Here is a 20,667-nt window from a genome sequence, read left to right as displayed (position 1 = left end):
ATGAAAAAGACATTATTTATCGCAATAACTTTAATAGCTTTTGCTTGTAACGGACAAACAGCTAAATCACAATCAGTTAGCAAAAATTCAAGTTCAACAACTCATTCTAATGTTTCAGTTAGTGTGAGTGATAGCAACGAAGTATATTCATACTCAGCAATTTTTGATAAACCAAAGTCGGCAAATGCAATCAAAGAAATCGGAAAAGTATTTGGAAAACCAGTGACTGAAGGAAAAAATTACGTTTGGAGAGAAGGAGATTCCTTAGAAATAAAAGCAAGAGAAGGAAAAATTACAATTGAATTTGAAAAAGGTTCAACAAAATTATATGAAAAAGTAAAAGAATTAGGCGAATCTATTTCTGCTGTTGTAGGAGAAAAATAATCATTCTAAAACATATAAAACGGAAGTCAAATTTGGCTTCCGTTTTTAATTATTTTAATTCCCTATACTTAAAATCTTTTCCAAAAAAGTAATTCCATATTAAACTAATAAGAATGAAATTTGCTATTCCACGAATTGTTATAAATATCCCGAAATTACCAAAACGTTTGTATTTAATATGTGATAATTCTTCTTGATGATTAACTATATATTCGTACAAATAATAATCAAAAACTAACATTAAAAGGCTAAAAAGAACTAAAATGACATAATGAAAGAGCATAATGTCTTTAATTTTTTTTAGATTTTTATAGAATAATACAGCTCCAATAAAAGAAAAAAATACGCTTGAATGAAAAACAATTTCAGTTTTAGTATGAAGTTTTGGAACTTCATTATTCTCCTCAATGTCTTCAACTAAATTTGGTTCGAAAGAATTTTTCTTTTTTTCTTTTTCATGATAAATAATTTTAGATGAAATTAAATTTTTAATTCGAGTTGTTTCAATTTCAGAAAACTGAACATTTCGTTCATTTTTTAAAATTTCGAAAGCTATTTTTATTGCTTCAGGAACAAATCTAGAATCATCTTTGATATAAGAATTTAATTCATTTGTAGACAGCTTCTGAAGAACGCTTCTTTTAACTTGCATTAATTTAATCCTTATAAATCAAATATTTTGTTCTTATTTTCTTGAAAGCTTCCAAATCTTTTTGCCAAGTTGCTTTTATTTCTGCTTCTGATAAACCAGCTTCTATTTGTTTGCGCAATTCATCAGTTCCAGAAAGTTGATCAATCCACAATTTTTTACCATTCATCGCCCAAAAAGGTTGCTTCGTATTATTTTTATATGCATTGATTAACCATTTCAAATTGATGGCAGATTGATACGGAACATCCGATAAATCCTCTCCGTAACAAACTTCATCTTTGAATTTTGGACTTGTTGCACCAGGTTTTGAAGTTGGCGTATATTGAAAAGACATATTTTTTAGGAATGGTGAACCATAAACCTGAAACTGAATATCTGTTCCACGACCTTCGTTAACGTTTGTCCCTTCAAACAAACATGTACTTGGATATAAATTAATCGCGTGAGCATTTGGTAAATTAGGCGATGGTTTCACAGGTAAATTGTACTTGGACTGATGGGTATAATTGATAAGCGGAATAATTTCCAAGTCTGCTTTTATACTATTTGCTAACCAACCTTCACCGTTGATCATTTGCGCATATTCGCCAATCGTCATTCCATAAACAATCGGAACATTGTGCATTCCAACAAATGATTTATACTCGTTTTTCATCACAGGTCCGTCCACATAATGTCCGTTAGGATTTGGTCTGTCCAACACAATTACTTTCTTGCCATTTTCAGCCGCAGCTTCCAAAACATAATGCAAAGTAGAAATGTATGTGTAAAAACGTGCGCCAACATCTTGCATATCAAAAATCAAAACATCTACATCAGAAATCTGATTTGCTTTTGGTTTTTTATTATCACCATAAAGCGAAATAATTGGTAAGTTAGTTTTTGTATCAACACCAGATTTTACTTTTGTACCAGCATCAGCATCTCCTCGAAAACCGTGTTCTGGCGAATAAAGTTTAACCACATTGATTTTATGTTTTAGTAACAAATCAACTGTATGCATCGTTGTTCCATTAATGGTTGCAATTCCTGTTTGATTCGAGATTAATCCAACTTTTTTACCTTTTAATTTCGAAAGATAGTTAGCTGTATTTTCTGCTCCAACAAGAATAGTTGAATGATTATCTATTGTTTTTGATGTATTATTTTGAGCTAAAATTGGAGTAGAAAAGCCGAAAAAAATAACTGAACTAAGTAAACCAATTGATGTATATTTGACAAAGTTTTTCATTTCGTTTTGAATCATTTGAATTTAGGCGAATTTAAAGCCTAAAGTTAGTTTTAATCTTATAAAAAATATATAATTTGAGTTTTTCTTGGTGGTTTTCAAAAAAAATTGCGCTTGGTAAAAATACTAAAAATAACTTATCGAGTATTATTATTCGAGTAGGTCAAATTGCGGTAGCATTAGGGTTGATTGTTTCTTTGGTAACGATTTCGACTGGTGTTGGTGCAAGAAAGGCAATCAAAGAAAAGTTGGCCGATTTTAATGGTCATATTACGATTAGAAACTACAATAGTAATACGTCATTAAATTCTGATTCATTATCACTTCATCAAGCTTTTTATCCAAAGTTTAAATCGATTCCAGAAATAGAACATGTACAAGCAATTGCCAATAAAAGTGGTGTTATCCGAACGGATGAAAACTTTAGTGGGGTTGTGTTCAAAGGAGTTGGAACAGATTATGATTCGGTTCGTTTCGATAAATTTTTGGTAAAAGGACATTTTCCGCGAATCAATAAAGATTCGATAATGGATGAGGTTTTATTATCGAAAAAGATTGCGGATGAAATGAAATTGGATGTTGACAGTTCGTTTGTGATGTATTTTATTCAAGAAGATACAAAGCCTATTTATCGTCGATTTACCATTTCTGGATTATTCAAAACAGATATCAAAAACTTTGACGATCAAATTATGTTTGGTGATATCAAGCATGTGCAACGCCTTAATCGTTGGGATTCGACAACTGTTGGTGGTTTCGAACTATTTGTAAATGATGTCGAAAATATTGATCCAGTTGCAAAGCGTGTGCAAGAAAATATTCCATATAATTTGTATGCAGAATCAGCAACAGCATCTTTTGCTCAGATTAATGATTGGATTTCGATTTTCGACAAAAATATTGTCATTATTCTTTTTATCATGCTTTTTGTGGTGGTGATTAATATGGTGATGGTTTTATTGATATTAATTTTAGAACGAACACATTCAATCGGAATTTTAAAAGCATTTGGTGCGACAAATTGGCGAATCCGAAAATTATTCATCAATTACGCATTATTTATCATGTTACCAGGATTAATTGCTGGAAATGTAATTGGACTTGGATTATTATTCATTCAGAAATATTTCGGAATTATAAAACTTCCAGCAGAAAACTATTATTTATCAACAGCTCCAGTCTATTTAGACTTTGGCACAATTGTTTTATTAAATGCAGGAGCGTTATTAGTTTGTGCAATTGTATTACTTTTGCCTTCGTATATGATATCTAAAATTACACCTGCAAAAGCTATTAATTTTAGATAAAATTTAATGTTTTAATTTAAAAGTTAGAAAAAAATGAAATTCGCAAACAATATATTAGAAACGATTGGGAATACACCTTTGGTTAAAATTAATAAGATTACAAAGGATTTACCATGTACAGTTTTAGCAAAAGTTGAATATTTTAACCCTGGTCATTCTTGTAAAGATCGTATGGCGTTAAAAATGGTTGAAGATGCCGAAAAAGATGGTCGTTTAGTTCCAGGAGGTACAATTATCGAAGGTACTTCTGGTAACACAGGAATGGGATTGGCTTTGGCTGCTGTGATCAAAGGTTACAAATTAATTTGTGTGATTACAGACAAACAATCGAAAGAGAAAATGGATATTTTGCGCGCTGTTGGTGCAAAAGTTGTGGTTTGTCCTACGGATGTTGAGCCAGATGATCCACGTTCTTATTATTCAGTTTCTAAACGTTTGGCTCAAGAAACACCGAATGGTTGGTATGTCAATCAGTATGATAATCCATCAAATGCAATTGCGAATTATGAGCAAACTGGACCAGAAATTTGGGAACAAACAGAAGGAAAAGTAACGCATTTTATTGTTGGTGTTGGAACTGGAGGAACAATTTCAGGAGTTGGGAAATACTTGAAAGAAAAAAATCCTAATATTAAAATTTGGGGAGTTGATACGTATGGATCAGTTTTCAAAAAATATAAAGAAACAGGAATCTTCGACGAAAATGAAGTGTATTCTTATGTAACAGAAGGAATTGGTGAAGATATTTTACCAGAAAACGTAGATTTTGATATTATTGATGGATTTACAAAAGTGACTGATAAAGATGCAGCGGTTTATACGCGTCGTTTAGCTTTAGAAGAAGGTTTGTTTGTTGGAATGTCTTCGGGATCAGCGATCAAAGGATTGTTGCAAATGAAGGACGAATTCGGACCAGATGATGTTGTAGTAGTTTTATTCCACGATTCAGGTTCTCGTTATGTAGGAAAAATCTTTAACGATGATTGGATGCGTGACAGAGGATATTTGGACGAAGAAATCAAAACAGCTGTCGATTTAATCAAAGAACATGTTGATAAACCTTTGGTTACGGTTCGTACAGAGGAATTGGCTTCTCATGCAATTGATCGTATGCGTCGTTTCAAAATTTCTCAAATTCCAGTAATGGACGTGAATGGAATTGTTGGTTCTTTGGATGAATCAGATTTGTTTCAAGCATTTTTAGAAGATAGAAATGTTGCTGAAAAACCTGTTCACGAAATAATGGGAAAACCATATCCAGTCGTAAAAGCAGGAACATCTATCGAAGAAGTTTCGAAGTTAATTACAAAGGATAATCAAGCTGTTTTAATAGAATTAGAAAACGGAAAATATCATATCATCACAAAATATGATATTATTAACTCGATTAAATAACAAAAATCCTATCTTTGAAGCGATATGGGAATTGTATTAAAAGGTCAGAATTTAGTAAAAGATTACGGTAAAAAACATGTCGTAAAAAATGTGTCTTTTCAAGTAGAACAAGGAGAAATTATTGGATTATTAGGACCAAATGGTGCTGGTAAAACGACTTCTTTCTACATGATTGTTGGTTTGGTAAAGGCTACGCAAGGAAAAGTTTTTTTGGATAAACAAGATATCACAAACGATGCGATGTACAAACGCGCGCAAAAAGGTATTGGATATTTGGCGCAAGAAGCCTCTGTTTTTCGTAAACTTTCTGTAGAAGATAATATCAAATCAGTTTTACAATTCACGAAACATTCCAAAAAAGAGCAACAAATGCGCACAGATGCTTTGATTGAAGAGTTCTCGTTAGAGCATGTTCGTAAAAATCGTGGTGATTTACTTTCTGGAGGTGAGCGTCGTCGTTGCGAAATAGCACGTTGTTTGGCAACAGAACCTAATTTTATTTTATTAGATGAGCCTTTTGCTGGAGTTGACCCTATTGCGGTTGAGGATATTCAGAAAATTGTACGTTCGTTAAAAGATAAAAATATCGGAATCTTAATTACCGATCATAATGTATCGCAAACGCTTGCAATTACCGATAAAACATATATTATGTTCGAAGGTAAAATCTTGAAAGAAGGTTCGCCAGAAGAATTAGCAAATGATGAAGATGTTCGTCGCGTTTATCTAGGTGAAAACTTTATGTATCAGCAGATATAAATTACAATATAGTATTTTCTAAACCACTCAATTTTGAGTGGTTTTTTTTTAAAACTTCAAAATCATCTAAAATTAAAATTTGCTTAATTTTAAAAATTTCTGATTTTAATAGTTGCTTTTTCGATATATTTAACTACTAAAACTTACTGATAAAGAATGCTAAAACTCAACTATTATTTTGTTTGTCTGATTTCAATTTTTGTGTTGAATAGCTGTACACACGAATAAGATGCGATAAAAGAAACAAAAAAATCTACAAATAGAGGAGGAGTGGTGCTTACATTTGATGATGATTATGTGGACGAATGGTTCAATGCGAATTTAAAATTGAAACAATACAATTGGAAAGGAACGTTTTATGTAACGCATTTTGATAAGCTTTCGGAGAGTCAAATTCGTGAGTTAACTTATCTGCAACAAAACGGAAATGAGATTGCTGCGGATGGTTTAATTCATGTATATACAACAAAGTATATAAAAGAATTTGGAGGAAAAGAATTTATTGAAAAAGAAATCGCTCCAATGCTAAGTTTGATGAAAAACAAAGGTTTTGATGTAACCGATTTTTCTTATCCTTATGGCGATCGAAGTGTAGAATCGGGTCAATTACTTTTCAATCATTTTAAAACCTTAAGAGGAACAACTTATGGAAACGAAGCGCCTAATTTTCAGAACTGTTATTATCAAAATAAACCGTTATTTTTTGGTTTAGGAATCGATAATAGTTACGAGCATTTTAATGTGCCTTATTATATTTCGTTGTTGCAATATGCAAAGGATAACAATAAGATAGTCATTTTTTACGCGCATAAAACAGTTGCAAAAGCAATTAATAATTATGAAACTGAATTTAAAACCTTAGAAGAGATTTGCAAGTTTGTGAAGAATAATGATATGAAGTTTTATACAGTTAATGACTTACAAAAATTGAAATAAAAAAATGCTCAAATTCTTGAGCATTTTTCGTTTATTCTATAAAAAGTAAATCTCCTTTTTGATTAACAGCCTCTTTGAAATAAAGATAAACATCTTGTATATCAAAACGTCTAAAATTGATAGCGTTAGAAATATTTTGTTCAGGAAGTTGATAAATCATTTCAAAATTTAACATGCTACCAAAACCAGAACTCTCGATTTTTTCGACCAAAATTCCTAAAGATTCTAATCGTTCAATCAACCGATTAATTTCCAAATCATTATGTTTCATAATCTGTAAAACTTACTATTAAAGCGGTTTCAAAGCTAAAACATAAATTTTTAAAATAAGATTTTGAGAAATAAAATTATATGTTAAACCTTTCGATTCAAAACTTAATTCTCTCTCTTATAATTAATTATTTTAGAATATTTTTTAAATAATCTAACACATTTTCTATCGAATCAAATTGTTTTACACCATATTTTTCTGCCGTAATATCAACATTTCCTTTTCGCCAAAAACCATCTGGACAAATCACCAAAAGTTTTCCACTTTTTGCATACAATCCCATTTCTAACAAACTAATCGGACTTTTAGAATCTTTTCCAAAAAACATAATAATATAGTCTGCATTTTCTAATGCATTCAACTCCCATTCCACTTGTTTGCGAAATTCGGGCTCTTCTTTCACAGGCTTCCAAGCGGTATTCCAATCATCACGACGAGGATTTAGCAAGATGACTTTTTCATTTTTCAATTCTTTTGAAACCTTCGCTTGCCAATCTTCAGAATTTCTCATATCAATTGTTCCGCCCAAAAATATCTTTGTACGTTGATCATTTTTAGGAAGTTTATTCGGCGATTTTATTTCAAGAGATTGAGCAAAAATTGTAGTATTCAATAATAGAAATAAGGCAAATAAAATTGCTTTCATGTTGTTTTTGTTTCTGTAAATATAATGAGGTTGTTGATTTTGTATTTAATGACTTTTGTTAGAATTGGCTTGAAACAAAGAATATTTAACATAGATTTTATACTTTTTGAATAGATTTGAGGTTGTTTAGTATAAATAATAATCATACATGAAAAAGTTATTACCTTTTTTTGCTGCTTTTGTAATCTTTTCTTGTCAAGAAGACGAAGTGACAACTCCAGTCAAAGAACAGCCTACGAATCCTCAACCAACGGAAACTGAAATTTTCAAATTCGATAAAAATGTTTCAATTTTAGATAAACATTATTACAAAGGACCAGACGGAAAAGATTATCCAGCTGAATCTGAAACTTTCTTTAAGAAAACGTGGACGCTGTACGAAGATCCTTCTGTCAAATCTATTGAATTGAAAAAAGATTCGATTATAATCAATGAAGAATTGAAAACGTCTAAATATAAATCAACTGTAGAGGAAAATAATCTGTATGTTGCAGATGGTACAAGAAAAGTATTGTTAGGTCGAATTGATAAAACAACAAATTCATTTTATTTGTTCAAACATTTTGAGTCTTATGCTGTTGTAGATACTGAAAATGGAGGTGCTGCTTCTGGTAAAAGTTCTTCTTTTGGAAAAATTACAAAAGACAATATTTTTCCAAGAATTATAGATAAGCCTGAAAGTTTAAAACAAGAAGGAGCTTATGTTTTTTGGAATAATGTTGAATATAAATTCATCAAATAATCAATAAAAAAGCTGAAAATCAATCGTGATTTTCAGCTTCAAAAAATTACTTTTTAGCTTTTTTGGCTGGTTTTTCTTCAACCACATCTTCTTCATAATAATACTTATGTCTCGGACGTTTTACTCCATAAGAGCCATTCACAATTTTTCCTCTTCTCGATTTTTTATCGCCTTTTCCCATTATAAATGTTTTAAAATTAATAAATTCGATTACTTTCTACCCAAGTTAATAATTTCAATTTAGTTGGACAAAAGTTTTACAATTCTTTATCATTTAATCTAACTTTGCGACATCATTTGGCGTGGAGAAAAATTAATTTTAAACCAAATAGAAATGAGTAGAAATACAGACGCAAATAAAAAAGCGCACAAGAAAAAGTTAGATCAAAAGAAGCGTAAAGCGCAAGAAGCTGAAGCTGAACGTAAAGCTCGATTGAAAGTAATTAATCAGCAATTTAACGATAAAAATAAACCAGAAACGGAAGAATAATGATAAAAATTCTACATACAGCCGATTGGCATTTGGGCAAAAAATTAGATAGTTTTTCGAGATTAGAAGAGCAAATTTTAGTGATGAATGAAATTGTCGAAATTGCAGATCAAGAACAAGTCGATTTGGTACTTATTGCGGGCGATTTATTTGATAATTTTAATCCAAGTGTAGAAGCTGTAGAATTATTTTATAAAACATTAAAAAGACTTTCGAATAATGGAAAACGTCCTGTTGTAGCGATTTCTGGGAATCACGATTCTCCAAGTTTGATTGATGCTCCAGATCCTTTGGCGCGCGAATGTGGAATTATTTTGATTGGTTATCCAAATGCAAAAATTCAGGAATTTGAATTAAATGATTTCAAAATTTCGAAATCTGTGGAAGGAATGATTGAATTGAAATTAAATTCTTTCGATTTTCCGATTCGAATTATTCATACACCTTATGCAAACGAAATCCGTTTGAAACAATATTTTGGAGAGAATAAAGAAGAAGCTTTGAATGAAGTTTTAGCGACAAATTGGAAAAATATTGCGAATGAATATTGTGACGAAAATGGAGTTAATTTGTTGATGGCGCATTTGTATATGAACCAAAAAGGTGCTGAAATTTTAGAAGAACCAGAAGGAGAAAAACCAATTAAAATTGGAAATGCAGATATGATTTTTTCAGAAGCTATTCCGCCTCAAATTCAATATACAGCGCTTGGGCATTTGCATGGTTTTAAGAACATAGGGACGGAAGAAAAGCCTGTTGTGTACAGCTCTTCGCCTTTGTGTTATAGTTTTTCCGAAGCTGGTCAAACGAAATATGTTTCGATAATAGAAGCAGAACTAAATCAAGCTATTTCTTATCATAAAATAGAATTAAAGAACGGAAAACCACTTATTCGTAAAACTTTTGATGATATAAATGTAGCTGTAGAATGGTTGAATGAAAATCAAAATGCGTTGGTTGAATTGACTTTAGAAAGTGATTCTTTTTTGAAAGCTGATGAACGAAAATTGATTTATCAATCACATGATGGAATTATTCATTTGATTCCGAAAGTTAAAAATCAAGAAGTTGAAACGGTTGAATATAAGTTTGCAGATCAAACAAAAGATATGAAGGAATTGTTTACAGATTATTTCAAATCGAAGAACGGAAATCAAGAACCAAACGACGAAATAAAGGATTTGTTTAACGAAATTTTGAATTCATAATGATTCCAGTAAAATTAACCATAGAAGGACTTTATTCATACCAAGAGCGCCAAACAATTGACTTTTCTGAATTAACTGAAGCAGGATTATTCGGAATTTTCGGGAATGTAGGTTCAGGGAAATCGTCAATTTTGGAAGCGATTATGTACGTTTTATATGGTGAAACCGAACGTCTAAATTCTAAAGATAAACGCGCCTATAATATGATGAATTTGAAATCGAATTTGTCATATATAGAGTTTGATTTCTACAATTTTGAACAAAAATTATTCAGAGCGACGCGCGAATTTAAACGAAATTCGAAACGTTTTGAAGATGTAAAATCGCCAATAGTTGTTTTTTATGAACAAAAAGACAATGAATGGATTCCGCTTAATCATTCAAAAGCAGAGGAAATAATCGGTTTGAGTTACGAAAATTTCAAACGAACAATTATTATTCCGCAAGGACAATTCAAGGAATTTATTGAGTTGGGCGCAAAAGATCGAACACAAATGATGAAGGAGATTTTTGGACTTCATCGTTATGATTTACAAGATAAAGTTGCGGCTTTAAATTCTCAAAATTTAACGAATTTGAATCAGCTTGAAGGAAAATTATCTGGTTTTGAAGAAGTTTCGGAAGAAAGAATAAAAGAGCTTGAAGAAAATTTGATTGAACAAACAAAAGTTACCAATCAAGTTCAAGAAGAATATAATCAAATGAATGAATCATTTCAACGTTTAAAAGCGTTGAAATCAGATTTTGAGACGTTAAAACAAAAAAAAAATGATTTTGAAAAAGTTTCAGTTCAGAAAGATCAAATGGATCAACGAAAAGTTGAAATTGAGCGCTATGAATTGATTTTTAATGCGTTTGCTCAACTTTTAGAAAATCATAAAAAAGTTTCAAATCAGATTGAAGAAAAGTCAATTTCAGTTGAGAATCAGCAAAAACAATTGACTTTAATCGAAAATCAAATCAAAGAAATTTCTAACCAAATTGAAGCGATAAAAACTGATTATGAAACTTTACCAATAAAACGAAAAGAAGAAACAGATTTAGAATTAATAGTTCAAATTTTAACTTTTTCAGAGGAGATAGAAAAGTTAAAAGCAAGAACAGCAAAAGGTTTGAGAGAAGTTGAAGAGGTTCAGAAGAATGAACAAAAAATTGAAGCTTCAATCAAATCATCTGAAAAAGAAGTCAAAACTTTAGCTAAGTCAAAAATAGATTCTCAGACTTTGATTGAAGTTGGAAATTGGTTTGTTCAGAATCAAAATTTGCAACAATCTATTCAGAAACAACAATCTAAAATAGAAGAACAAAAGCATCAAATTAATGTTTTTGAAACTCAATTAAAAACTGAAAATATTGAGATTTCAAGTTTTGAAAATTGGTTTAATTCTGAATTTCAAAAACTTGAATCAACTAAAAAATCAATTGAAAAACAGAAAAATGAATTAGAAGTTCAGCAAAAGTTGGCGCATTTTGCACATAATTTACATGAAGGCGAATCTTGTCCGCTTTGTGGTGCATTAGAACATCCGAATATTGTTGAGATTGATGATGTTTCAACGAAATTTGAAGTTGTAGATAATGAATTAAATCAAATTGAAGAAAAGCTGAAATTACTCCAGAAAAAGCAAAATGAAATTCAGAAAATTATTGATCAAAAACAGTTTGTTGAAAAACAAATTGAACAAGAAAATCAAGCTTTGAATGCGTTAAAAATTGAACAAGAAAATCATTTGAATTTGTTTGTTTGGAAAGATTTTGATTCGAAAAATGTTGAATTGTTTGAAGAAAAAAAGAAAGCAGCTATTGCTTTGGATAAAACAATTTCGGATAAAAATAAAGAGATTGAAACTTTTCGCGAAACTTTAGAAAAAGAACGTCAATCTGTTGAAAAATATAAAAATGCTTTAGAAAAATTTAGATTAGAAGAAACTGAAAAAGCTTCGCAAATCAAGCAAAATCAAGCAAATTTAAAAGTATTGAATTTTGAAGATTTTAAAAATCAAACAACAGAAAATGTGCTACAGAATTTGAATGATTTAAAACTTAGTAATGCGAAAATTGAACAAAATTATATTCAATTTACAGAAAATTTAAATCAATTAAATCCGAAATTGGCTTCTCAGAAGACTTCAATCGAATTAGTTGAAAAACAAATCATTGATTTGAAAGAAGAATTGGCTATTAATCAAAATCAAATAGAAAAAGCTTTAGAAAAATATCAAATACAAAATATTGAAGAAGTTCAATTGATTTTAAATCAGCAATTTAATGTTTTTCAAATAAGAAAAGAATTAGAAGATTTTAGAATTTTGTTCGAAACTTTGAAAAGTTCAATTCATGAATTAGAGCAGAAATTAGCGGATGTTTCTTTTGATGAAATGATTTATAAAACACAAGAAGAAAAATTAATTTTTGTAACAAATCAATTAAAAGAAGCGACCGAAATTGTAACAAAAACAAAAACTGAAATTGAACGATTGAATAAATCTTTTGCTGAAAAGAAAGATTTGTTAATTGAATTGGAAAAATTGCAAAAACGAGCGACGAATTTACAAACGATGCGAAATTTGTTTAATTCAGCAGGATTTGTGCAATATGTTTCGTCAATTTATTTGAAACAATTATGTGATAACGCAAATGTGAGATTTCATCGAATGACAAGAAATCAATTGAGTTTACAAATGAATGACAATAATGATTTTGAGATTATAGATTATTTGAATGAAGGTCGTTCACGTAGTGTGAAAACACTTTCTGGAGGGCAATCTTTCCAAGTTTCTTTGAGTTTGGCTTTGGCTTTGGCAGAAAGTGTGCAAACGAATGCGAAGTCAGAAAAAAACTTCTTTTTTATTGATGAAGGTTTTGGAACGCAAGATGCAGATGCGGTAAATATTGTGTTTGAAACGCTGATGAGTTTGCAAAAAGAGAACCGAATTGTCGGTATTATTTCTCATGTTGATGAGTTAAAAGATCGAATTCCAGTTGCGCTTCAAATTACAAAAGATGAAGAAAAAGGCAGTTTGATAGAAGTTGTTTCGTAAACAAAAAAAATCCGTTCGACTATCGAACGGATTTTTTTATATTTTGATTAGAGACTTTCAATTTTTATAGTTTTTAACAATTCTGGTAAAGCGGTATTCGTAAATTCTTCTTGCGCTTCTATTAACAAAGGTTTATAATCGTGATAACGATTAGAGAAATGACCTAAAATTAATTTTTTTACATTGGCTTGTTTCGCAATCATTCCAGCTTCTTTTGCAGTTGTATGCCCTGTGTAAACCGCTAAATCTTTCAATTCGTGTAAAAATGTTGATTCGTGATACAACAAATCGACACCTTTTATAATTGGAACAATATCTGGTTTATATTTTGTGTCTGAACAAAATGCGTAACTCAAAGATTTTTGAGCATCAAACGTTAAATAATCATTCGGAATTATTTCTCCAGATTCTAACATAAAATCTTTTCCATTTTTCAAATTTTGATAATCGCAGATTTCAATTTCAGGAAATTCTTCAATTGTATCCATGTTCAATTTTCGAGGTTTTGGTTTTTCTCGAAAAAGATAACCATTTGTATAAACTCGGTGATTTAGCGGAATAGAATACACTTCAACTTTATCATCTTCAAAAACTAAAACAGATTCTTTTGTATGTAATTCATTGAAAATAATCTCGAATGAATTATTAGATTCTGTTAAACGTAATTGTGTCGTAATAAATTCCTCAATTCCTTTCGGACCATGGATGTACAAAGGCATATCGCGACCAAGTAATTGAAGTGTAGAAATTAATCCAATCAATCCAAAAACATGATCGCCGTGCAAATGCGATATAAAAATGTGATTTATTCGGTTGAATTTTGCCTTCGCTTTTCGCAATTGTACTTGTGTTCCTTCTCCGCAATCAATCAAAAAATAGCGTTCTGCGATGTTTAATAATTGAGCGGTTGGATGCGTGAAAGCCGTTGGTAATGCCGAATTAAATCCTAATATTGTTAGTTGTAAACTCAATTTACGTTTAGATTAGTTAAAAAATCGTTTAATTTTTCGACAGCTTTTCCTCGGTGGCTAATTGCATTTTTTTCTTCTGGAGACATTTGCGCAAAAGATTTTGAAAAACCATCAGGAATAAAAATTGGATCGTAGCCAAAACCATTGTCACCCATAATTTCAGTTGCAATAGTTCCGTTTACTCGACCTTCGAAAAAATATTCCTTTCCATCCAAAATTAAACAGAAAATAGAAATAAAATACGCTTTCCGATTCGTTTTTCCTTCCAATTCTTTCAACGCTTTTGCAATATTATCTTCGTCTTTTCCTGTACCAGCATATCGAGCAGAATATACACCAGGTGCGCCATCTAACGCTTCTATCACTAATCCAGAATCATCTGCAAAGATATTTTTTCCAGTTTTATCGAAAATAGTTTTCGCTTTCAGTTGTGCATTTTCTTCGAAAGTTGTTCCAGTTTCTTCAATTTCATCAAAGAAATTAATATCAGTCAACGATTTCATCGATAGGTAAGAAGGCAACATTTTTGTAACTTCTTTTACTTTATTGTTGTTATGTGTGGCAAAAATTAATTCCATTTATATTGTTTTTTGTTCTGTTTTTTTGATTAATAAATAGACAGATAAAATTCCGATAAGTGTCATTCCTCCAATTAATAAATAATCTCTTTGCGCAAAAACTTCGCCTTCCATATCGCCCTGCATTAGCATTAAAGAGTAAGAAAGAGTGTTGTTTAAGAAATGTAATAACATGGGCAAAAACAACGATTTTGTACGATAATAAACTATTCCAAAAATGATTCCTAAAAGTCCAGCGCCTATAAATTGCCAAGGATTCATGTGTGCACATCCAAAAATAAATCCATTGATTAATATTGCAGTAGTAGGATTTACATTGAAGTTTAGCATTCCTTTCAAGATTATTCCTCTAAAAATAATTTCTTCGAAAATTGGAGCCAAAATACAAATCATAACAAACCCAGCGATTTTGTAATCTAACATCATTTCAAAAGAAGCTTGAAAAATTTTATAGATTTCTTCTAAAGGTCCAGTTGTCGGAATTAAACTTGTTGCAACTTCGGCTAAAGGCAAAAGAAATAACCAACAAGCTACTGATAATATGAGCTGAATTGGTGTAAAAGAATGTTTGATATCTTTTAAAATTGATGCAAATTTAGTTTGTGTCAACATCAATAAAATAACAATTGCGCAAACCGTTCCTGTTAAAAATCCTAACGGTAAAAGTAAGTGATTAAGCGGTTTGTAAAAAAGTGCTGGAGCAGACACAATTCCGCCAGCAAATTGCATCATAATCACTGCAATCGCGCTATATAAAAGTGCTTTTCCAATGCCAAAACTTAGTTTATTTTCTTGCTTTGGAACAAATTCTTCAAACGGAGAGGTGTTATTCATGATGATAAGGTTTACCCTGCAATATACTAAATCCTCGGTAAATTTGCTCTGTCAAAAATAAGCGAACCATTTGATGCGTAAACGTCATATTGGATAAAGACATTTTTTTATTTCCACGATTATAAACAGATTCGTCAAAACCATAAGGGCCACCAATCACAAAGACAAGATTTTTGACAGATTGATTCATGTAATTCTGAATATCATCTGCAAATTGCTTCGAAGTAGGCTGTTTCCCTTTTTCATCCAAAATGATCACAAAATCTGTATTGACGATTTTACTCAAAATTTGCTCAGCTTCTTTTTGTTTTTGTTGAATTTCGGACAAATTTTTACGATTTTTGATGTCAGGAATTTCAATTCTTTGATAATTAATGTGCGAAGGCAATCGATTTTCATACTTTTGTAATAGCATTTCGATGGCTTTTTCGTCTGTTTTACCGATACAAATGGTCGTAATATTCATTCAAAATTATTTATTGAGACAAAAATATGCGCATTCTACAAGATTTTAAAACATATACAGGAATAAATTATTTTCGAGATTGGTCGAAAACAAAATTGATGAACAAAAATACGGGCATCACGGTATATGATTTCTTGAAAGTTTTTTGGATTCGCGTTATGAAAGGTAATTTTCCGTTGCGTTCGGCAGCAGTTTCTTGGATTTTATTTTTTAGTATGTTTCCATTTTTGCTTTTTTTGTTTAGTATTTTGCCACATTTGGTTTATTATCAAGAAATAAAAAATCTATTATTTACACAACTTCTTCCTCAACTTTTACCTAAACATGTGAGTAACGAAGTGATTTCGTATATTGATAAAACGACGGCTGTACAAGGAAAACGTAAAGTGAATTATTTCTTGATTTTGATTACAATTTTTATGTCATCAAATGGAATACAGGGGATTATTAATGGATTTAATGTCTCGTATCAAGATGTTTATGTGAAACGCAAAAACTCAAAATCGAGAATGATTTCGATAATTTTGACATTATTTTTCACCGCATTTATTGTATTGCAAGTGTTTTTATCGTATTCGACATCAATTATTTGGAAATACTTAACCAACGTTTCATTCCTAAGTAAACTTGGACAGTTTTCGTATTTAATCAACTATTTTTCGGTATTTCTTTTCTACTTTGTTTCGATGTGTATGTTGTATTATTTCGGACCAAATCACAAAAAATCGCGTAGTACAGTTTTACCTGGTGCTATTTTGACTTCAGTTTTGTTCTTGTTAACTGTGATTGGTTTTAATTCGTATTTAAGTTATTTTACAAACATTGATTTGTTGTATGGATCGCTTGGATTAGTGATGATTATGATGATTTTTGTATACATCAATGTGATTTTGATGTTAGTTGGCTATGAATTGAACATGTCAATTAATTACACCAAAAATTACGAATACGTTAATCATATCGACAATAATCGATTTATTAATTTGGATAAATTTTAAGGCTCATTTAAAAGATGACCGCAGGTTTTGCAATAAATAGCACCATCTAGGTGATAGTCATCGCCACAATTGCGGCATCTTTGTGTGTTTGTAGGAATGTCTTCTTTGTGTCTAGCCGCTTTATTCATTTCCATTGTTACAATACTTGTGGGAACAGCAATTACACCATAACCTATAATCATAACAACAGATGCTAAAAATTGTCCCAAACCAGTGACAGGAGAAATATCACCATAACCTACTGTTGTTAAAGTGACAATTGCCCAATAAATACTAATAGGTATACTTGTAAAACCAGATTCGGGATGATCATGTTCCACCATATACATGATCGAGCCAATTACAACAACAATTAATACTACAAATGATAAGAAAACGATGATTTTATCTTTACTTTCTTTCAGCCCTAACACCAACACATTTTTCCCACGTGTAAATCGTGTAAGGTTAAAAATTCTGAAAATACGTAGCAATCTTAAAATACGAATACTTGCTAGGTACTTACTTGTAGGTAAAACTAAACCAAGATAAAATGGTAAAATAGACAATAAATCAATAACTCCATAAAAACTAAAAATATATCGCCAACGATTTTTAACACAGTAGATTCTTAATAAATATTCTATAGTGAACAAAAACGTTAAAATCCATTCTAAAGATACTAAAACTGTATGGTGTCTCGCATTAATTGCTGGAATAGACTCCAACATAACCAAACCTACACTTAATAAAATTAAAAGTAATAACGAGATATCAAAAAGTTTTCCATAAGGTGTATCAGCTTCAAAAACTATATCGAATATTTTTTGTTTTAGCTTCTTTTCTTCATCAGCCCCCATTCTTTTTAGATAAGGAAATCTACCTTTAAACATTGGTTTATATTTTTGGAATGAGCTAAATTAGGAAAAAATTTTAGTATGAATATTCTATTGACTGGTGGAAGTGGATTAATTGGTTCAGAATTAACGAAGATTTTAATTGAAAATGGACATCAAGTTCGCATTTTGACAAGAGAAAAACAGATTGAACATCCTTTTTATCATTGGGATAAAGATACAATTGATGAAAAAGTTTTTGAAAATTTGGATGGAATTATTCATTTGGCTGGAAGCTTAATTGCGAAAAGATGGACAAATTCTTACAAAAAAGAAATTTTTTCGAGTAGAGTTGATACAGCGAATTTACTTTTTGAGTATGTCAAAAAATTGAATATTGATTTGAAATTTTTTATCTCCGCGTCTGGAACAGCTTATTATGGACAAATTACTTCGAACAAGATTTTCAAAGAGTCTGATGAACCGAATATTGATTTTTTAGGTAAAGTTTGTGTCGCATGGGAAAATGCTGCTTATCAGTTCGAAAAAATAGGAGCGAGAGTGGTTTGTCTTAGAACTTCGTTGGTTTTGGCAAAGAATGGCGAAGGTTTCAAATTATTGAAAAAACCTATTCAACTTGGCGTAGGAGCAAATCTTGGTGACGGAAAACAATGGATGCCTTGGATACATATTACGGATTTGTTACAGATTTATGCGCAAGCTGTTGAAGATGAAAAAATGAATGGAAATTATAATGCTTCATCACCAGAAAATATTAATCATTCAGAATTCAATCATATGTTAGCGACAAAAATGAATAAACCGTTTTTTATGCCAAATATTCCTGCTTTTGTAATGAAATTAGTATTAGGACAAATGAGTGATTTAGTTTTGAAAGGTACTCGAATTGATGCAACTAAAATTCAAGAAACAGGTTTCGAATTTCAATATCCTACCTTAGAAAAAGCGTTGGAGGAATTGATAGAAAAGTAACCAAAATTTTATTTAGATTATTCTTTATATCTTGTTGCGTATCGTACTTTTGCAGGAATTACAAATTGAAATGAAATTAAAAATTACTTTACTCTTTTTATTTATTGCATTATATACAAATGCGCAATCGAAAGATTTAAAATTCGGAAAAATTTCGGAGCAAGAAATTAATTTAACTCAAGTTCCTTTCGAGAAAAATGCAGATGCTGTTATTCTTTCAGAAGAAGGAAAAATGGATTTAACTTCGTCTAATTATTATTTGACTGTAAAACGAAGAATCAAAATTCTGACTGATAAAGGACTTGATGAAGCAAATATACAACTGAATTATTACAGCAAGAATAGAAATGAATCTATAAGCGGAATTAAGGGAGGTACAATTAATATTGTAAATGGAGTAGAGCAAATGACTCCGATTGATGAGAAAGAGATTTTTGATGTTTCTCTAAATGAATTGTATGCTGCAAAACGTTTCACTTTTCCAAACGTAAAAGTTGGTTCTATTATCGAGTATACTTATATCAAAAGTAGCGAACATAATTTTTCTATTGATGCGTGGAATTTTCAACACGATATACCAACGCTTTCGAGCAAGTTTCGATTAAATAATCAAGCTTATGGTACCTATTCGATTATTACAATTGGTGATGGTTTGAATACAAAGTATAAAGGTAAATCAAGTTCAACGGAGTGGTTATTACATAATATCCAAAGTTATAATCAATTAAAATACGTTTATAATCCTGAAGATCAAAGTGAACGTATCAAAATACAGGCTGCTACTTATCATACAGATGGTGCAAAAAAAACTACGATGAACGCGTGGAGAGATTTGATTCAAGATATAAATGCACAATATGATTTGTATCGAAATCCTTCTGCAATCAGAGATTTAGCGCAAAATATTCCGAATGGAAAAGATGAGGTAGAAACTTTGAAAAATGTGATTGAATATATTGATTCAAATGTAAAATGGAACAGATTTTATGGAATTATTCCAACGCGTTCAAATAAAACTTTATTGAAAGAAAAGTCTGGTTCTACGGCAGATATGAATCTTTTATTGAATGAAATTTTAACAGCCAAAGGTTTCGAAACTTCGATGGTTATGTTTAGTAGTCGTCATCACGGACAAATTTTGTTTTCTTATCCAATTGTCAATCAATTCAATTCTGTTTTAACAGTTGTGAAATTGAATAATGGCGCTTCAAATATTATTTTAGATGCTTCGAAATTAAATAAAGAGCAAATCGAATTTGGACCTTTAGACGTGTTTAATTATCACGGAATTGTCATCAAAAAAGGTGAAGCTTCTTTTGTAAAGTTGAATCAAAAATTGTCTTATTATGAATCATCATTAAAGTATGATTTTATGAATAATGGAAATTTAGTTCTCTATCGTAAAGACAAATTCAATGGTTATTTTTATGATAATGATGTAGAAGAAAAAAAAGTTTTGAATAGATATTTGACTGAATCTTTAGATGTACGTTTGGACGAAGAGATTAATGATAAAACGATTTTCGAAACCGATTCTTACGTTAAAAACTATAAAGCAAAAACTGTAATTCCGAATGCTCCATTTTATACATTTATTAATCCTTTGCGCGAATTTCTAAAACAATATACTTTTGACGATACCAATCGTCAACGCAAAATAGAATTTAATTATCCTTATTTATTTAATATTCAGGTAAAATCTAAAATTCCAGATGGTTACGAAATGATAATTGATGAAAAATACAAAGCGCATCACAAAACTGAGCTTGGTTTAGAATATTATGAAGAAGCTAAAGTAAAAGATGGACAATTCACGTTAGCAATTCAATTTTTATTGCCAGAAGGTGTTTATGAAGCGGATAAATACAATGAATTGAAACAGTTTTTTGAGAAAATAAAAACAGAATCTCTGAAAGAAGTTTTAATGAAAAAGAAATAAACCAAAATCCCGCA

22 protein-coding genes are annotated in these 20,667 nt (G+C 30.6%); 12 read left to right on the top strand and 10 right to left on the bottom strand.

What is annotated here, in order from left to right:
* Positions 1-384, top strand: coding sequence for a hypothetical protein (locus FH779_RS12480; RefSeq protein WP_115001364.1), 384 nt, complete (start codon positions 1-3; stop codon positions 382-384).
* A 49-nt stretch (positions 385-433) separates the two neighbouring features.
* On the opposite strand, the gene FH779_RS12475 is transcribed toward FH779_RS12480, so the two are convergent.
* Together FH779_RS12475 and FH779_RS12470 are read right to left on the bottom strand one after the other, a co-directional pair.
* Positions 434-1,036, bottom strand: coding sequence for a hypothetical protein (locus FH779_RS12475; protein ID WP_180904946.1), 603 nt, complete (start codon positions 1,034-1,036; stop codon positions 434-436).
* 4 nt (positions 1,037-1,040) lie between these two features.
* Positions 1,041-2,267 carry an exo-beta-N-acetylmuramidase NamZ family protein gene (locus tag FH779_RS12470; RefSeq protein ID WP_244957957.1) on the bottom strand — a complete coding sequence of 409 codons (1,227 nt, stop codon included), beginning with the start codon at positions 2,265-2,267 and terminating at the stop codon, positions 1,041-1,043.
* A gap of 74 nt (positions 2,268-2,341) precedes the next feature.
* Here FH779_RS12470 and FH779_RS12465 point away from each other — a divergent pair, with 74 nt between their 5' ends.
* The 4 genes from FH779_RS12465 to FH779_RS12450 all read left to right on the top strand — a co-directional run bounded on the left by FH779_RS12465 (position 2,342) and on the right by FH779_RS12450 (position 6,661).
* Entirely contained in the window at positions 2,342-3,571 is a 1,230-nt protein-coding gene (locus tag FH779_RS12465) for an ABC transporter permease (protein ID WP_180904944.1), read from the top strand.
* A 33-nt stretch (positions 3,572-3,604) separates the two neighbouring features.
* Positions 3,605-4,966 carry a pyridoxal-phosphate dependent enzyme gene (locus FH779_RS12460; RefSeq protein WP_115001359.1) on the top strand — a complete coding sequence of 454 codons (1,362 nt, stop codon included), beginning with the start codon at positions 3,605-3,607 and terminating at the stop codon, positions 4,964-4,966.
* Between the two features lie 30 nt (positions 4,967-4,996).
* Positions 4,997-5,725 carry an LPS export ABC transporter ATP-binding protein gene (lptB, locus tag FH779_RS12455; protein WP_125348857.1) on the top strand — a complete coding sequence of 243 codons (729 nt, stop codon included), beginning with the start codon at positions 4,997-4,999 and terminating at the stop codon, positions 5,723-5,725.
* A gap of 270 nt (positions 5,726-5,995) precedes the next feature.
* A complete protein-coding gene (locus tag FH779_RS12450) occupies positions 5,996-6,661 on the top strand; it encodes a polysaccharide deacetylase family protein (RefSeq protein ID WP_180904943.1) in 666 nt (221 codons plus the stop codon).
* 31 nt (positions 6,662-6,692) lie between these two features.
* Here FH779_RS12450 and FH779_RS12445 read toward each other — a convergent pair whose 3' ends face one another.
* Both FH779_RS12445 and FH779_RS12440 read right to left on the bottom strand, forming a co-directional pair.
* A complete protein-coding gene (locus tag FH779_RS12445) occupies positions 6,693-6,932 on the bottom strand; it encodes a hypothetical protein (protein ID WP_038334521.1) in 240 nt (79 codons plus the stop codon).
* A gap of 127 nt (positions 6,933-7,059) precedes the next feature.
* The gene (locus FH779_RS12440; protein ID WP_180904942.1) at positions 7,060-7,578 is read right to left on the bottom strand and encodes a nucleoside 2-deoxyribosyltransferase domain-containing protein; all 519 of its coding nucleotides are present in this window, start codon (positions 7,576-7,578) and stop codon (positions 7,060-7,062) included.
* Positions 7,579-7,726: 148 nt separating this feature from the next.
* Between FH779_RS12440 and FH779_RS12435 the strand changes: the two genes are divergently transcribed.
* Positions 7,727-8,320: a hypothetical protein gene (locus FH779_RS12435; RefSeq protein ID WP_180904941.1), complete on the top strand. Its 594-nt coding sequence runs from the start codon at positions 7,727-7,729 to the stop codon at positions 8,318-8,320.
* A 46-nt stretch (positions 8,321-8,366) separates the two neighbouring features.
* Here FH779_RS12435 and FH779_RS12430 read toward each other — a convergent pair whose 3' ends face one another.
* Positions 8,367-8,501 (bottom strand): 30S ribosomal protein THX, encoded by a 135-nt coding sequence (locus FH779_RS12430; protein WP_180904940.1) that lies wholly within the window; start codon positions 8,499-8,501, stop codon positions 8,367-8,369.
* 153 nt (positions 8,502-8,654) lie between these two features.
* Here FH779_RS12430 and FH779_RS12425 point away from each other — a divergent pair, with 153 nt between their 5' ends.
* Genes FH779_RS12425 through FH779_RS12415 form a run of 3 tightly spaced genes read left to right on the top strand, consistent with a single transcriptional unit; the run spans position 8,655 to position 13,059 of the window.
* Positions 8,655-8,810: a hypothetical protein gene (locus FH779_RS12425; protein WP_180904939.1), complete on the top strand. Its 156-nt coding sequence runs from the start codon at positions 8,655-8,657 to the stop codon at positions 8,808-8,810.
* A gap of 2 nt (positions 8,811-8,812) precedes the next feature.
* Positions 8,813-10,018, top strand: coding sequence for a metallophosphoesterase family protein (locus FH779_RS12420; RefSeq protein WP_180906854.1), 1,206 nt, complete (start codon positions 8,813-8,815; stop codon positions 10,016-10,018).
* Complete coding sequence (locus FH779_RS12415) at positions 10,018-13,059, top strand: SbcC/MukB-like Walker B domain-containing protein (protein WP_180904938.1); 3,042 nt, start codon at positions 10,018-10,020, stop codon at positions 13,057-13,059. The genes FH779_RS12420 and FH779_RS12415 overlap by 1 nt, the downstream gene beginning before the upstream one ends.
* Before the next feature lie 47 nt (positions 13,060-13,106).
* Here FH779_RS12415 and FH779_RS12410 read toward each other — a convergent pair whose 3' ends face one another.
* Genes FH779_RS12410 through rlmH form a run of 4 tightly spaced genes read right to left on the bottom strand, consistent with a single transcriptional unit; the run spans position 13,107 to position 15,908 of the window.
* Entirely contained in the window at positions 13,107-14,030 is a 924-nt protein-coding gene (locus FH779_RS12410; RefSeq protein WP_180904936.1) for a ribonuclease Z, read from the bottom strand.
* Complete coding sequence (rdgB, locus tag FH779_RS12405; protein ID WP_125348823.1) at positions 14,027-14,608, bottom strand: RdgB/HAM1 family non-canonical purine NTP pyrophosphatase; 582 nt, start codon at positions 14,606-14,608, stop codon at positions 14,027-14,029. The genes FH779_RS12410 and rdgB overlap by 4 nt, the downstream gene beginning before the upstream one ends.
* Positions 14,609-15,442: a CPBP family intramembrane glutamic endopeptidase gene (locus FH779_RS12400; protein WP_180904935.1), complete on the bottom strand. Its 834-nt coding sequence runs from the start codon at positions 15,440-15,442 to the stop codon at positions 14,609-14,611.
* Complete coding sequence (gene rlmH, locus FH779_RS12395; protein WP_038334530.1) at positions 15,435-15,908, bottom strand: 23S rRNA (pseudouridine(1915)-N(3))-methyltransferase RlmH; 474 nt, start codon at positions 15,906-15,908, stop codon at positions 15,435-15,437. The genes FH779_RS12400 and rlmH overlap by 8 nt, the downstream gene beginning before the upstream one ends.
* A gap of 26 nt (positions 15,909-15,934) precedes the next feature.
* On the opposite strand from rlmH, the gene FH779_RS12390 reads away from it, so the two are divergent.
* Positions 15,935-16,906, top strand: a complete 972-nt coding sequence (locus FH779_RS12390) for a YihY/virulence factor BrkB family protein (RefSeq protein ID WP_180904934.1) — start codon at positions 15,935-15,937, stop codon at positions 16,904-16,906.
* Here the strand turns inward: FH779_RS12390 and FH779_RS12385 are convergent.
* Positions 16,903-17,778: an ion transporter gene (locus FH779_RS12385; RefSeq protein ID WP_180904933.1), complete on the bottom strand. Its 876-nt coding sequence runs from the start codon at positions 17,776-17,778 to the stop codon at positions 16,903-16,905. The genes FH779_RS12390 and FH779_RS12385 overlap by 4 nt on opposite strands.
* 45 nt (positions 17,779-17,823) lie before the next feature.
* On the opposite strand from FH779_RS12385, the gene FH779_RS12380 reads away from it, so the two are divergent.
* Positions 17,824-18,714 carry a TIGR01777 family oxidoreductase gene (locus FH779_RS12380; protein ID WP_180904932.1) on the top strand — a complete coding sequence of 297 codons (891 nt, stop codon included), beginning with the start codon at positions 17,824-17,826 and terminating at the stop codon, positions 18,712-18,714.
* 70 nt (positions 18,715-18,784) lie between these two features.
* On the top strand, positions 18,785-20,653 hold the full coding sequence (locus tag FH779_RS12375; RefSeq protein WP_180904931.1) for a DUF3857 domain-containing protein: 1,869 nt from the start codon (positions 18,785-18,787) through the stop codon (positions 20,651-20,653).
* Positions 20,654-20,667: the final 14 nt, after the last annotated feature.

Origin of the sequence: Empedobacter falsenii (assembly GCF_013488205.1) — a bacterium.
Taxonomy (GTDB): domain Bacteria; phylum Bacteroidota; class Bacteroidia; order Flavobacteriales; family Weeksellaceae; genus Empedobacter; species Empedobacter falsenii_C.
This window is presented reverse-complemented; position numbering and strand designations above follow the sequence as displayed.